The sequence below is a fragment of the Streptomyces sp. NBC_01166 genome, from assembly GCF_045039765.1.
GTDB lineage: Bacteria > Actinomycetota > Actinomycetes > Streptomycetales > Streptomycetaceae > Streptomyces.
Genome location: NZ_CP108613.1, coordinates 3,026,536 through 3,039,540, shown reverse-complemented (window position 1 = coordinate 3,039,540; position 13,005 = coordinate 3,026,536). Strand labels below are relative to the sequence as shown.

13 protein-coding genes are annotated in these 13,005 nt (G+C 72.2%); 6 read left to right on the top strand and 7 right to left on the bottom strand.

All coding sequences use genetic code 11. The annotated features are described in order from the left end of the window. Positions 1-7: 7 nt before the first annotated feature. From OG379_RS13985 to OG379_RS13975, 3 genes are all read right to left on the bottom strand, one after another. Positions 8-1,300, bottom strand: coding sequence for an MFS transporter (locus OG379_RS13985; RefSeq protein ID WP_405662578.1), 1,293 nt, complete (start codon positions 1,298-1,300; stop codon positions 8-10). Further along, positions 1,297-1,905 (bottom strand): helix-turn-helix domain-containing protein, encoded by a 609-nt coding sequence (locus tag OG379_RS13980; protein ID WP_405662576.1) that lies wholly within the window; start codon positions 1,903-1,905, stop codon positions 1,297-1,299. Before OG379_RS13980 ends, OG379_RS13985 begins: the two co-directional genes overlap by 4 nt. A gap of 97 nt (positions 1,906-2,002) precedes the next feature. Continuing rightward, positions 2,003-2,914 (bottom strand): LysR substrate-binding domain-containing protein, encoded by a 912-nt coding sequence (locus tag OG379_RS13975; RefSeq protein ID WP_405662574.1) that lies wholly within the window; start codon positions 2,912-2,914, stop codon positions 2,003-2,005. A 91-nt stretch (positions 2,915-3,005) separates the two neighbouring features. Here OG379_RS13975 and OG379_RS13970 point away from each other — a divergent pair, with 91 nt between their 5' ends. Further along, positions 3,006-3,926: an EamA family transporter gene (locus OG379_RS13970; protein ID WP_405662572.1), complete on the top strand. Its 921-nt coding sequence runs from the start codon at positions 3,006-3,008 to the stop codon at positions 3,924-3,926. Between the two features lies 1 nt (position 3,927). Here OG379_RS13970 and OG379_RS13965 read toward each other — a convergent pair whose 3' ends face one another. Together OG379_RS13965 and OG379_RS13960 are read right to left on the bottom strand one after the other, a co-directional pair. Beyond that, entirely contained in the window at positions 3,928-4,716 is a 789-nt protein-coding gene (locus OG379_RS13965; protein ID WP_405662570.1) for a sugar phosphate isomerase/epimerase family protein, read from the bottom strand. 59 nt (positions 4,717-4,775) lie between these two features. Beyond that, entirely contained in the window at positions 4,776-5,843 is a 1,068-nt protein-coding gene (locus OG379_RS13960) for a LacI family DNA-binding transcriptional regulator (protein ID WP_393759193.1), read from the bottom strand. A 110-nt stretch (positions 5,844-5,953) separates the two neighbouring features. Here OG379_RS13960 and OG379_RS13955 point away from each other — a divergent pair, with 110 nt between their 5' ends. From OG379_RS13955 to OG379_RS13940, 4 genes are all read left to right on the top strand, one after another. Further along, positions 5,954-7,105: a Gfo/Idh/MocA family protein gene (locus OG379_RS13955; RefSeq protein ID WP_405662567.1), complete on the top strand. Its 1,152-nt coding sequence runs from the start codon at positions 5,954-5,956 to the stop codon at positions 7,103-7,105. Further along, entirely contained in the window at positions 7,102-8,244 is a 1,143-nt protein-coding gene (locus OG379_RS13950; RefSeq protein WP_405662565.1) for a dihydrodipicolinate synthase family protein, read from the top strand. Before OG379_RS13955 ends, OG379_RS13950 begins: the two co-directional genes overlap by 4 nt. Further along, positions 8,241-9,074, top strand: coding sequence for a sugar phosphate isomerase/epimerase family protein (locus tag OG379_RS13945; RefSeq protein ID WP_393759199.1), 834 nt, complete (start codon positions 8,241-8,243; stop codon positions 9,072-9,074). The genes OG379_RS13950 and OG379_RS13945 overlap by 4 nt, the downstream gene beginning before the upstream one ends. A gap of 299 nt (positions 9,075-9,373) precedes the next feature. After that, positions 9,374-11,311 carry a glycosyltransferase family 2 protein gene (locus OG379_RS13940; protein WP_405662562.1) on the top strand — a complete coding sequence of 646 codons (1,938 nt, stop codon included), beginning with the start codon at positions 9,374-9,376 and terminating at the stop codon, positions 11,309-11,311. 73 nt (positions 11,312-11,384) lie between these two features. Here OG379_RS13940 and OG379_RS13935 read toward each other — a convergent pair whose 3' ends face one another. Next, positions 11,385-11,765 (bottom strand): winged helix-turn-helix transcriptional regulator, encoded by a 381-nt coding sequence (locus OG379_RS13935; RefSeq protein WP_405662559.1) that lies wholly within the window; start codon positions 11,763-11,765, stop codon positions 11,385-11,387. A gap of 127 nt (positions 11,766-11,892) precedes the next feature. Here OG379_RS13935 and OG379_RS13930 point away from each other — a divergent pair, with 127 nt between their 5' ends. Next, positions 11,893-12,300, top strand: a complete 408-nt coding sequence (locus OG379_RS13930; RefSeq protein ID WP_405662557.1) for a RidA family protein — start codon at positions 11,893-11,895, stop codon at positions 12,298-12,300. 53 nt (positions 12,301-12,353) lie between these two features. On the opposite strand, the gene OG379_RS13925 is transcribed toward OG379_RS13930, so the two are convergent. Beyond that, on the bottom strand, positions 12,354-12,965 hold the full coding sequence (locus OG379_RS13925) for an ATP-binding protein (protein WP_405662554.1): 612 nt from the start codon (positions 12,963-12,965) through the stop codon (positions 12,354-12,356). Between the last annotated feature and the right edge of the window lie 40 nt (positions 12,966-13,005).

Below are 13,005 nucleotides of genomic sequence, written 5' to 3'. Positions count from 1 at the left end.
AGGTCCCTCAGTCTCCGGCCGGCCCGGACGTGGCCGCACCCGCCCGCGGCCCCGGCAGCTCGGCGCACCGCAACGACCGGGTGCTGAGCCCGACGAGCGCCCCGAGCGCCACGAACGCGGCGCTGACGGTGAACACAGGCTGCGTCCCCCAGGCGGCGATGGCCGCTCCGCTGAGGGGATACGTCAGCGGAGCGAGGCCGAGCGAGGACAGGGCCGCCACCGAGGTGACCCGGCCGAGGTACGCGGGGTCGGCGGCCGTCTGCAGAAGGGCCGCGCACAGGGCCCCGCTGAGTCCGGCGGTCAGACCGATGGTGACGCCGACCCCGACCGCGACGCCGAGGGAGGGGGCGAAGGCGAGCGCGCCGATGGCCACCGCCCCGAGGGCCAGGCACCCCTGTTGCACGAGCCCCGCGCGCGGGAGACGGCCGTGGGCGGCCAGGAGGAGGGACGCGCCGGCCGCCCCCAGGCCGAAGCCGCCCACGATCCAGCCGAGCCCGGCGGCGCCCCAGCCGTGCTCGTCCGCCAGGAGGGTCAGGCCGATGTTCAGCGGGCCGGCGAAGCCGAGGTCGCCTATCGCGATGACGAGCACCAGCGGAGCCAGGACCCGGTCGCGCCGGATGTGCCGGAGTCCGTCGGAGAGGTCGTGCCACGGGGTGCCGCGTGCCCCGGCCTCCTCACCGTCGGTCCGGGGGAGGGGTGCGACCTTCAAGGCCATCAGCAGCGGCACGGACACCGCGAACATCGCGCCGGCGACCGCGAACGCGGAGGCCGGACCGCCCAGCGCCAGGGCCAGGCCGCCCAGCGGCGAACCACCGATGGTGGCCGCACGGGTGGCGAGGCCCCGCAGGCCCTGCACGCGGGCCAGTTGGTCCGGCCCGGTGATCCGCGGCGGCAGGGCGCCGACCGACGGCAGGAACAAGGCGTCCACCGCGCCGAAGACCAGCCCCAGCAGCACCAGCAGCCACACGCCCGGTGTCGAGACGGCCAAGATGCCCGCCATGGCCAGGATCACCACGCAGCGGGTCAGATCGCTGCCGATCATCACCCTGCGCGGTCCCAGCCGGTCGGCCAGCACGCCTCCGCCCAGCATGAGCACGACGCGCGGCAGGGATCCGGCGGCCAGGACCAGCCCCGCCTCGGTGGGGCCCCCGACGTGGATCGCCGCCCAGGAGAGGGCCAGGAAGTACACGTTGTCGCCCAGGAGCGAGAGGGTGAGCGCGCCGAGCCAGCGCAGCACGTTCGCGTCCCGGTGGGCGGGTGGCGATCCGGCCGGGGCCGATATCGCGGCGGGCCCCGTCATGCCGTGCCGCCGGGGGAGCGGTAGGGGAACCCGTACAGATGCAGGGCCACGTGCTCGCGGCCCGTGGTGTCGCCGGCGGCCTCGGCGGCCCGGCCGCGTTCGCCGTAACGCTGGACGAGTGCGGCGATCTCCTCGCCGAGCCCGGCCAGTTCCGCCGCCGTCAGCCGCGGTGTGTACTCGGAGCTGAAGGAGGCGTCGCTCCACTCCTCGGGCCAGGCCGCCTGCTGGTCGAGATAGGCGGCGTACCGCTCCGCACGGGTCGTGAGCAGATGACGTGTCACCTGCCCGACCACCGCCGCGCCCTCGGGGTCCCCCGTGAAGTCGGAGCTGCGGAAGCTCCACCCGCGGTCCGACGCGAGCTTCCACCACCGTTCGCGACCGTCCGTGCTCACCTCCGGCGCCTCGACGAGGAAGCCGTGGGCCGCCATCTTGCGCAGGTGGTAGCTGACCAGCGCCACCGCCTCGTCCACCTGCTCCGCGAGCTGGGAGGCCGTGGCGGCCTCCGCCGTCTTCAGGTGCCGGTAGAGGGCGATCCGCAGGGGATGGGCGAAGACCTTCAGGGCGTCGAGATCGGTGATGCTCGGCGTCTTCTTCTCCTTGGCCATACCCCTGAGCCTAGGTAGAAAAGAAAATATGCGCAATAAAAATTGCGCAAGATTCGTTGTGTACCCCGGCCCCGGCAGGCGGGTGAGCCGTCCTGTCCTATCCCGCTTCCTGGAATGCTTCGGAGGCCGCCTGCAGCACCGACACCGCCGCGATGATCGCGGGTCGCCGCGCCGCCTCCGAGCGCCACAGTGCGTACAGCCGCCTGACCGGTACGGGGTCCAGCCGCACGGCGGCCACGCCCGGCGGCAGCGGGCCCCGGCCCAGCCGGGGGATCATCGCCACGCCGAGCCCGGCCGCCACCAGGGCCAGCTGGGTGTGGTTCTCCTCCGCCCGGTGCCGGATGTCCGGCTCGTACCCCGCCGCCCTCAGGGTCCGTACGAGCCAGTCGTGGCACACCGTGCCGGGCGGCTGGCACACCCACCGCTCCTTGGCCAGCTCCTCCCGGCGTACCGCCTCCCGGCCGACGAGCGGATGGTCCTCCGGCACCAGCAGATCGCACCGGTCGTCCCCGAGCACCGCCTGCGCGATGCCCTCCGGCGCGGGCAGCGGGCTGATGTCCCAGTCGTGGGCGACCGCGAGATCGACCACGCCCTTCGCCACCAGGTCGACCGAGAGATGCGGGTCGACCTCGGTGAGCCGCGCGTCCAGCGCCGGGTGCTCCCGTGCCAGCTCCGCCAGCACCCCCGGCAGCAGCCCGCGTGCCGCCGAGGCGAACGCGGCGATGGAGAGCCGCCCCGTCGGTTGCCCCCTGCGCTGCTCCAGAGTCGTCTCGGCCTGCTCCACGATCGCCAGCAATCGCTGTGCGGTGGAGGCGAGATGGAGCGCGTCCTCGGTGAGTGCCACCCCGCGCCCGCGCCGTTCGAGCAGGGTCGTGCGGGTCTCCCGCTCCAGCTTGGTGATCTGCTGGGAGACCGCCGACGCCGTGTAGCCGAGAGCGGCGGCGGCGCCCGCGACCGAGCCGTGGACGGAGACGGCGTGCAGGGCGCGCAGCCGGGACAGGTCGAGCACCGGGACCTCCGGGAATCATTAGAGATCCTCAATCCAACCATGAAGAAATCCGCGCTGGTGCTACATGGTCCCGGCGTCGGATGCTCGGTCCATGCGTCCCCTCCACATCGCCCTGGCCGCGCTGGTCGCCGCCGTCTGGGGTGTGAATTTCGTCGTCGTCGAGGTGGGTCTGGCCCACTTCCCGCCCCTGCTCTTCTCCGCCCTGCGCTTCCTCGTCGCCGCGCTGCCCGCCGTGTTCTTCGTCGGCAGGCCCACGGTGGCGTGGAAGTACGTCGTGGGGGTGGGTCTCGCCCTGGGGGTGGCCAAATTCGGGCTGCTCTTCATCGGGATGGACCGTGGGATGCCCGCCGGGCTCTCCTCGCTCGTCCTTCAGGTCCAGGCCGTCTTCACCGCCCTGTTCGCGGCCCTGGTGCTGTCCGAACGGCCCGGCAGGACACGCGTCCTGGGCATGGGTGTCGCGCTCGTCGGCATCGGCGTGGCCGCCGTCGACGAGGGGGCGTCCGGACCCGTGCTCGCCTTCGTCCTGGTGATCCTGGCGGCGGCCTGCTGGGGTGTCTCCAACGTGATCACCCGCAAGGCGGCGCCGTCCGACTCCCTCAACTTCATGGTGTGGGTGTCGACCGTGCCCGTACTGCCGCTCCTCGCCCTGTCCCTGCTCTTCGAGGGCTGGGACCGTGACGCCGACGCCCTCGCCACGCTCGACCGGAGCGGCGTCGGCGCCGTCGTCTACGTCGCCTGGATCTCCACCGTATTCGGCTTCGCGGCCTGGGGCTTCCTGCTCCGCCACCACCCGGCCTCGTCCGTGGCCCCGTTCACCCTGCTCGTGCCCGTCTTCGGGATGTCCTCGGCCGCACTCCTCCTCGGCGAGACGGTCAGCCCTATGCGGTGGTGCGCGGCGGCGCTGCTGGTCGGGGGAGTGGCCCTGACCTCCCTGGCGAGGCCCCGCCGCGTCACCGCTCCACCGCTGCCGGAAATCAAGGGGGCCGAGGAACCCCGGGAGGCGCGGGCCTGACCTACTGCTTCGGCGCGCCGAGCCGCAGGATGTGCTCGCGCCCCGCCGCCAGCAGGTCCGGCAGATCGGCGGCCCCCGCGTACCAGCGCTTCTCGTACTCCCAGCAGACCCAGCTGTCCTGGTCCAGGGTGTCCAGGCACGCCTGCAGGGGCAGCGTTCCCGCCCCGAGGGCGAGCGGCACGGTGTCCTCGGCCGAGGCGATGTCCTTCACCTGTACGTATCCCAGGTGCGGGGCCAGCACCGCGTGGCTGGCCACGGGCTCCTCGCCGGCCAGCCAGGTGTGCATGACGTCCCAGATCGCGCCGATCTGCCCGTGCCCGACGGTGCCCACGACCCGGGCCACGTCGGCCCCGGCGCGGTGCGAGTCATGGGTCTCCAGCAGGATGCGTACGCCCAGGTCGGCGGCGTGCGGCGCGGCGGCTCCCAGGCGCCGCGCGGCGATCGCGTCGGCCTCCGCGGGGTCCTGGTCCCCGCCGCCGGGGAACACCCGGACGTTGGCCGCTCCCAGGTCGCGCGCCAGCTCCACCAGCTCGGCGAGCGCGGCGATCACCGGCCCGTCCTCACCCTCGGCGGCCACGCGCACATACCCGGCGACGGTGAGGATCTCGACGCCTCCGCGCTTGAACTCCTCGGCCACGGCGGCCCGTTCGAGCGAGGTCAGGCCGGGGTGGACCGGCTCCTCGGGATGGGCGCGCAGCTCCACCCCCTGGTAGCCGTTCCCGGCGGCGAGCCGCACCACGTCCGCCACGGGCATCCCCGGAACTCCGAGGGTGGAGAAAGCGAGCTTCACGGTGTCTGTCCTTTCATCGGTGCGGTCTGACCAGTACCCGTGTTAGCGGGGGAGATTCCTCATCCCACCCGCGGCGGCGCCGTCGATCCGCGTTCCATGAGCTCCGCGGCGATCGTCGCCGTGCCTCCCGCCGGAGGTGTCTCCTTGCCCATCGCCAGCCGGCCCGCCCGCGCCCCCGCCTCGAACAGCGGCAGCCGTACGGTCGTCAGGGCGGGTACGGCGTCCACGGAGAAGGGCAGATCGTCGAAGCCGGCAACCGAGATGTCCTCGGGGATGCGGAGCCCGCGCTCCCGGACAGCCGCACAGGCGCCGAGTGCCACGGTGTCGTTGGCGGCGACGACGGCCGTCACGTCCGGTTCCCTGCGCAGGAGTTCGAGGGTGGCGTCGTAGCCGGAGCTCCGGTCGTACGGGCCGTGGACGGTGACGCTCTCCTCGTCCCCGTACAGCCCCGCGGCCTTCATGGCCTCGCGGTGCCCCTCCAGCCGGTGCCGGGTCGTGGTGCGCTCCAGGGGCCCGGCGACGTAGCCGATCCGGCGGTGGCCCAGGGCGATCAGATGCTCGGTGAGGCGCCTGGCGCCGCCCCGGTTGTCGAAGGTCAGTGCGGCGACCACCGCGTCGGTGCCCGGCAGCGGAGGGCGTCCGCAGAAGACGATCCGGGTGCCCGCGTCCGCGAGCTTGGCCAGTTTCACCGCCATCGCCGCCTGGTGTGCCGGGTCCTCCAGCGCGCCGCCGGTCAGGACGACGGCCGCGGCGCGCTGCCGCTGCAGCAGGGTGAGATAGGTGAGTTCGCGCCCGGGGGAGCCGCCGGTGTTGCACACGACGGCGAGCTTCTCGCCGCCCGCGCGGCCGGTTCCGTCGCCCGGGCCGCCGATCTCGCTCTGCGCCGCTCCGGCCATGATGCCGAAGAACGGGTCGGCGATGTCGTTGACCAGGATGCCCACCAGGTCGGACGTGGCGGCGGCGAGCGAGCTGGCCGGGCCGTTGAGTACGTAGTCCAGATCGTCCACCGCGCGCAGGACCCGCTCCCGGGTGGACGAGGCCACCGGGTAGTTGCCGTTCAGGACGCGGGACACGGTGGCCGGGGACACCCGGGCGCGGGCCGCTACGTCCGCCAGGGTGACTGTCATCGCTCTCCTCCGAGGAGTTGTGGCGCGGCCCCCCTTGTCCGGGCCACTGTCGGCAGGCTAGCGTCATACCGCATAGAAAGCGCTTGCTACGGCTGTATGGAGGAACTTTCGTGACACGCAGGACAGTGCGCATCGCCATGAACGGCGTCACGGGACGCATGGGATACCGGCAGCACCTGGTGCGCTCGATCCTCGCGATCCGCGAGCAGGGCGGCCTCGACCTCGGTGACGGCGAGGTGCTGTGGCCGGAACCCGTCCTCGTCGGCCGGCGCGCCCACGCGCTGGAGGCGCTCGCCGAGCAGCACGGCCTCACCGAGTGGTCGACCGACCTGGACGCGGTGCTCGCCGACGAGTCGATCGACATCTACTTCGACGCCCAGGTCACCTCGGCCCGCGTCGAGGCGATCAAGAAGGCGATCGCCGCGGGCAAGCACATCTACACCGAGAAGCCCACCGCCACCGACGTCGGGGGCGCGCTCGACCTGGCCCGCCTCGCCCGGGACGCCGGCATCAAGCACGGCGTCGTCCAGGACAAGATCTTCCTCCCGGGCCTGCTCAAGCTGAAGCGCCTCATCGACGGCGGCTTCTTCGGCGAGATCCTCTCCGTGCGCGGCGAGTTCGGCTACTGGGTCTTCGAAGGCGACTGGCAGGAGGCCCAGCGCCCCTCCTGGAACTACCGCTCGGAGGACGGCGGCGGCATCGTCGTCGACATGTTCCCGCATTGGGAGTACGTCCTGCACGAGCTGTTCGGCCAGGTCACCAGCGTCTCGGCCCATGTGCAGACGCACATCCCGCAGCGCTGGGACGAGCAGGGCAAGCCGTACGCCGCCACCGCCGACGACGCGGCGTACGGCACCTTCCAGCTGGCGGGCGGCGCCGTCGCCCAGATCAACTCCTCCTGGGCGGTCCGCGTCAACCGCGACGAGCTCGTCGAGTTCCAGGTCGACGGTACCCACGGCTCCGCCGTCGCGGGCCTGCGCAACTGCCGTGTCCAGCACCGCTCGGCCACCCCCAAGCCGGTCTGGAACCCCGACCTCCCGGTCACCGAGCCCTTCCGTGACCAGTGGCAGGAAGTCCCCGACAACGGCGAGTTCGACAACGGCTTCAAGGCGCAGTGGGAGCTCTTCCTTCGCCACATCGTCCTCGACGAGCCGTACACCTGGGACCTGATGGCCGGCGCCCGGGGCGTCCAGCTCGCCGAGCTCGGCCTCAAGTCCTCCGCCGAGGGCCGCCGCTTCGACGTGCCGGAGCTGAGCCTGTGACCATCCACCTCCCTCAGGGGCCCTACGAGCCCCGGGCCACCCCGCTCGACCTGGCACCGTCCGGGGCGCCGCTCGCCTCCCGTACGGTCTTCTCCGCAGCCCACGTCGTCGCCGACCCGTACGCCGACATCAGCGCCGACGACCCCGCCGCCGTCGACTGGGACGCCACCCTCGCCTTCCGCCGTCACCTCTGGTCGCACGGCCTGGGCGTCGCCGAGGCCATGGACACCGCGCAGCGCGGCATGGGCCTGGACTGGGCCGGCGCGGCGGAGCTGATCCGCCGCTCCGCCGCCGAGGCGAAGTCGGTGGGCGGCAGGATCGCGTGCGGCGTGGGCACCGACCAGCTCACCGGCCCCGCCACCCTGCCCGAGGTACGCGCCGCGTACGAGGAGCAGCTCGCCCTGGTCGAGGAGAGCGGCGCCCAGGCCATCCTGATGGCCTCCCGCGCGCTGGCCGCCGCGGCGAACGGCCCCGACGACTACCTGGAGACGTACGCCCACCTCCTGCGCCAGGCCACGGAGCCGGTCGTCCTGCACTGGCTCGGCCCCATGTTCGACCCCGCGCTGGAGGGCTACTGGGGCAGTGCGGACCTCGACGCCGCGACGGACACCTTCCTCAAGGTCATCGCGGAACACCCGGACAAGGTCGACGGCATCAAGATCTCGCTCCTGGACGCCGAGCGCGAGGTCGACGTACGGCGCCGTCTGCCCAGCGGGGTGCGCTGCTACACCGGCGACGACTTCAACTACCCCGAGCTGATCGCGGGCGACGACCGGGGCTTCAGCCACGCCCTGCTCGGCATCTTCGACCCGCTCGGCCCGCTGGCCGCCCACGCGGTGCGGGTCCTGGACACCGGGGACACCGAGGGCTTCCGCGCGCTCCTGGACCCCACGGTCGAGCTGTCGCGCCATCTGTTCAAGGCCCCGACCCGCTTCTACAAGACCGGCGTGGTGTTCCTCGCCTGGCTCGCGGGCCACCAGGACCACTTCACGATGGTCGGGGGCCTGCAGTCCGCCCGCTCGCTGCCGCACCTGGCGAAGGCGTACGAACTGGCCGACCGCCTGGGCCTGTTCCCGGACCCGGGGCTGGCCGAGGCCCGCATGCGCGCTCTGCTCGACGTCCATGGAGGAAGCCGATGACCAGCGAACTCTCCCGCCTCTCCATCAACCAGGAGACGGTCAGGCAGCTCTCCCTGCCGGAGCTCGTCGAGGGCTGCGCCAAGGCGGGCATCGGCCAGGTCGGCCTGTGGCGTGCTCCGGTACAGGAATACGGCGTCGAGCGTGCCGGGCAGCTGATGAGGGACGCGGGGCTCACCGTCACCAGCCTCTGCCGCGGCGGCTTCCTCACCGCCACCGACCCCGCCGAACGCGCCCGCGCCCTGGACGACAACCGTGCGGCGGTCGACGAGGCCGCGGGCGTGAACACCGACACCCTCGTCCTGGTCTCGGGCGGTCTTCCCGACGGGGAGAAGGACCTGTACGCAGCCCGGGAGCGCATCGCCGACGCGCTGGCGGAGCTCGCCCCGTACGCCGCCGAGCGCAGCATCCGCCTCGCGATCGAGCCGCTCCACCCGATGTTCGCCTCGGACCGCTGCGTCGTCTCCACCCTGTCCCAGGCCCTGGACCTCGCCGAGCGCTTCCCGGCCGAGCAGGTCGGCGTGGTCGTGGACGCGTACCACATCTGGTGGGACGACCAGGTGCCCGCACAGATCGCCCGGGCGGGCGCGGGCGGCCGGATCCACTCCTTCCAGCTGGCCGACTGGATCACTCCGCTTCCGGCGGGAGTTCTGGTGGGCCGGGGTCAACTGGGTGACGGGAGCGTGGACTTCCGCGCGATGCGCAGGCAGGTCGAGGCGACCGGCTTCGACGGACCGATCGAGGTCGAGATCTTCAACGAGGAGCTCTGGGCCCGTGACGGAGCCGAAGTGATCGCCGAAGTCGCCGCCCGGTACCTGGAACATGCCTGCTGAGAGCGGGTCGACGACTCGAAGGTAAAGAGATCGTCAAGGCGTGCAACCTTTACGCACCCTCCCCGGTCGTACTCAGCGTCGGGACTTCCGGGGAGGGGTCCGGGGGGATCGGGAAGCCCGACGGAGGGGGAAAGCGAGGGGGGTCCGGCCGGTGGGCCGGGCCCCATTCCGCTTGCATGAGCCGTCCGTGAGCCGTCCGGACGGTTCGGAGGACCGGATCAGGGTTTCGACCCCTCGTCGTCCGGCCCGGCGAGGGAGGGTTCGGATGCCCTGCGCCCGCCAACGTGAAGGTCCGTGGAATGCCGAGAGTCAAAGTCAGCGTGATCGTCCCCGTGTACAACACCGGGAAATACGTCGACGAGTGCGCCCCGTCGCTGCTCGGCCAGAGCCTTCCGGCCGACGAATACGAGGTCATCTACGTCGACGACGGGTCCACGGACGACACCCTGGCACGGCTGGAGAAGCTGGCGGCCGGGCACGACCACGTCCGGGTGCACACCCAGCCCAACTCCGGCTGGCCGGGCGCGCCGCGCAACCTCGGCATGAAACACGCCAGGGGTGAGTACGTGCAGTTCGTCGACCACGACGACAAGCTCGGGCCCGAGGCCCTCGAGCGGCTGTACGAGCACGCGACGCGCAACCGGGCCGACGTGGTGATCGGCAAGATGTCCAGCACGATGGTGCGGCCCCGGCGGCTGTTCCGGTACACGCTGGACAGCTGCACGATCGAGAACGACGAGCTCATGCAGAGCATGTCACCGCACAAGATGTTCCGGCGGGCCTTCGTCGAGCAGCACGGGCTGCGCTTCCCCGAGGGCCCGTGGATCATGGAGGATCTGGCTTTTGTCACCGCCGCCTATCTGAAGGCGGAACGGATCTCCGTCCTGGCCGACTACCCCTGCTACTACTGGATGAAGCGGGACGACGGCGGGAACAACACGCGTCACCGGTTCAATCCGCGGCACGGCTTCTGGCCCAACCTCCGTACCGTCATCGGGCAGGTCAAGGACGGCACCAGCCCCTCCGACGACATCGACGCCCTGCAGAACCGGCTCCTGCACCGCCTCTACCACGTCGAGGTCCTGTCCAGGGCCCGCGAGCCCGAGATCCTGCGCGAGGACCCGGCCGAGCAGCGACAGCGGTTCGAGACGGCGCGCGAGGTGGCGCTGGAGGAGTTCCCGGACGCCGTGCGGCGTGGGCTGCCCGCGGTGAGCGGGGTGAGGGCCGAACTGCTGGAACGCGGGGACTTCGCCGGGGCGGTCGCGTTCGCGGAGCACGTCCGCACCGTGACGGCCCGCAGCGAGCTCGGCGCACCGTACTGGCAGGACGGCTGCCTCGTCGCCGACGTCACGCTGGAACTGCTGCGCGGCGACGGCGAGCCGCTGGTCCTGACCGAGCGTGACGGGAAGTGGTGGCTCGACCCGGAGCTGCTCACCGGCGTACCGGGGACGGAAGACGGGTGGGAGGTCCGCGACCCGCTCCGGATGGCGTACGCGGAACTCGTCGTCAAGGACCGTGACCGGCAGGACTGGTGGTACCCGGACGGCGACCTGGAGGTCAGGCTCCAGCCCCTGGGGGAGGGCCGGTCCCGGCTGCTCGCCTCCGGAAGGCTCCGCCTCGACCCGCGGAGACTGGCCGGCGGACGGCGGCTCGAGCGCGGGGTCTACGACGTGTGGGCGTTCGTCCAGCTGCTGGGCATCGACCGGATGGTCCGGGTGACCGGCCAGGGCGTCCCGGGCGGCCCGGCCGCGGGCCCGGCGCTGACGGGCGGCCGGCTCGCGCTCCCGTACCGGACCGCCGGTGTCGGCCAGCTCGCCCTCGACATGGGCCAGCGCCTGCGAAGCTTCGGCCCCGACACGGCCGGTGCCGCCGCGGCGAATGCCGAACGCGGCGGCCGTTCGCTCCCGCTGCCCTATGTGGCGGCGAGCCCTGGAGACCCTGCTCCCGTCGAGGTCACCGTGTCCGCCCTGACGGTCACCGCCGAAGTGGCCCCCGCCGCCGACGGGCCGACGGCGGCGTTGCGCCTGCCCGCCCGTCTGAAGCTCCCGGACGGACGCCACCCGGTCACCCTGCCGAAGGCCGACGCGCCGGTCGCGTACGCCGTGGTCCGCGGCGGCGCCCTGCTCCGGCTGGAGGGCCCGGCGTACGAGGCCGGTGCCGGACGCCGGATCCTCGACACGGTCGCCGACAACGGCCAGGTCCGGCGCGTGCGGCAACGGCTGGGCCGGTCGGGCTGAGCCGGGCGCACGCCGGAGCGGCGCCGGGCGGCCTGTCCCGTGAGGCCGGGCGGTGCGCCCGGCGCCCGCTGCCTCAGCCGTCGAAGCCGCTCCGGGCCGCCTCGATGTGGCCGAGGTTCCGGTGGGTCCAGTCGCACATCACGTCGACCGTCTTGCGCAACCCCTGGCCCGGCTCGGTCAAGGTGTACTCGACCTTCGGCGGGACCGTGGGATACACGGTCCGCTCGACCAGACCGTTGCGCTCCAGCATGCGCAGGTTCTGGGTGAGCATCTTGTGGCTGATGCCCTCGACAGCGCTCCGCAGCTCACCGAAGCGCCGGGTGCGGTCACCCAGGGCCTCGATGATCAGGAGCGCCCACTTGTTGGCGACGTCGGAGAAGATCTCCCGCGCCAGCGAATCCGCGCGCCTCAGGTCCGCCTGCTCCTCGGGCGAGCCGCTGAACTGCTTGGTCACCTTCAGGTTCCCCTGTCACCGAAAAGTGCGTTCTTCCACGTCAGCCCTCACTCTCCTACGGTTTCCCAGTAACCACAAGAGAGCACGCGTCGCCCCGCCGGGGCGGCGCGGCAAGGAGGCGGACAGCATGGCCATCACCCTGACGAACCCCGCGGGACTGCCGGAGATCGACGTCTACCGCCAGGTGTCGGTCGCGACCGGTTCGAAGCTGGTCTCCGTCGCCGGCCAGGTCGCCTGGGACGCCGACGGTGTCACGGTCGGCGAAGGCGATCTCACCGCCCAGGTCGAGCAGTGCTACCTGAACGTCGGCACCGCCCTGGCCGGGGTCGGGGGTTCTTTCGCCGACGTGACGAAACTGACCGTGTACGTCGTCGACTGGACCCCCGACAAGATGCCCCTGCTCCTCGCGGGCATCTCCCGGGCCACCGAGAAGCTCGGGGTCACCGCGGCCCCGCCGGCGTCGCTCCTGGGAGTCGCGGCGCTGGACGTCCCCGCCCACCTGGTGGAGGTCGAGGCCACCGCGGTCATGGAGTGAGGGGGCCCGGCCGGCGTCGTGCGGCACGTCAGGTGCGTCCTCGGCGGACGAGGTCAGCCCCTCACGTCCACGGCCAGCCGCGGCCACGCCGTGGCCAGTCGGGCGATGTCGCGCGCCGACCGGCCCGTCGGAGCCACGAGTTCACCGGGGTGGAAATGCACGACCGTCCCGGTCGTACCGTCGTCGGCGACGGGTTCCAGGCCGGTCACCGGGACGCCTCGCTCGTAGCGCTGGGTCCAGGATCCATTGCGGCGGCGGTTGGTGTGGACGAGCCGGTCAGAGAGCGCGGCGACCGCGGACATGCCACGGCGGGGATGGCCGTCCGGGAGCGTCCTGGCCTCCGGGAAGTCGAAGAACCGCAGGTCCTTCGTGGCCATGACCGGCTTCCTGACGACTTGGCCGTGTTCGTCGAGTCGGGTGTCGGTGCCTCGCCCGTCGTCGGCCACGGACACGGAACCGTCGGGGTGGAGGGTGACGCGGCAGTGCCCTCCGCCGCCGCACTCCGCCTCGTCGGCCGCGTAGGCGACGACTTCGAGGACCAGGTGCAGGGTCCCTCCGGGAGCGAACACGGCCGGATGCCGCCGAATGTCCGACAGATGGTCGAGGTCGACGGTGCCGGCCCAGTCGTGCGTCGTGTTGCGCCAGGAAGCCCTTGATCTGTCCACTGGAGAATCTCCACCCAGGCAGGTGACCGCCTCGTCGGCA

Coding starts and splice junctions, on each gene's coding strand:
- OG379_RS13970 (WP_405662572.1), top strand. CDS start 3,006: ATGCGTCCCCTCCACATCGCCCTGGCCGCGCTGGTCGCCGCCGTCTGG.
- OG379_RS13940 (WP_405662562.1), top strand. CDS start 9,374: ATGCCGAGAGTCAAAGTCAGCGTGATCGTCCCCGTGTACAACACCGGG.
- OG379_RS13945 (WP_393759199.1), top strand. CDS start 8,241: ATGACCAGCGAACTCTCCCGCCTCTCCATCAACCAGGAGACGGTCAGG.
- OG379_RS13980 (WP_405662576.1), bottom strand. CDS start 1,905: ATGGCCAAGGAGAAGAAGACGCCGAGCATCACCGATCTCGACGCCCTG.
- OG379_RS13960 (WP_393759193.1), bottom strand. CDS start 5,843: ATGACAGTCACCCTGGCGGACGTAGCGGCCCGCGCCCGGGTGTCCCCG.
- OG379_RS13985 (WP_405662578.1), bottom strand. CDS start 1,300: ATGACGGGGCCCGCCGCGATATCGGCCCCGGCCGGATCGCCACCCGCC.
- OG379_RS13930 (WP_405662557.1), top strand. CDS start 11,893: ATGGCCATCACCCTGACGAACCCCGCGGGACTGCCGGAGATCGACGTC.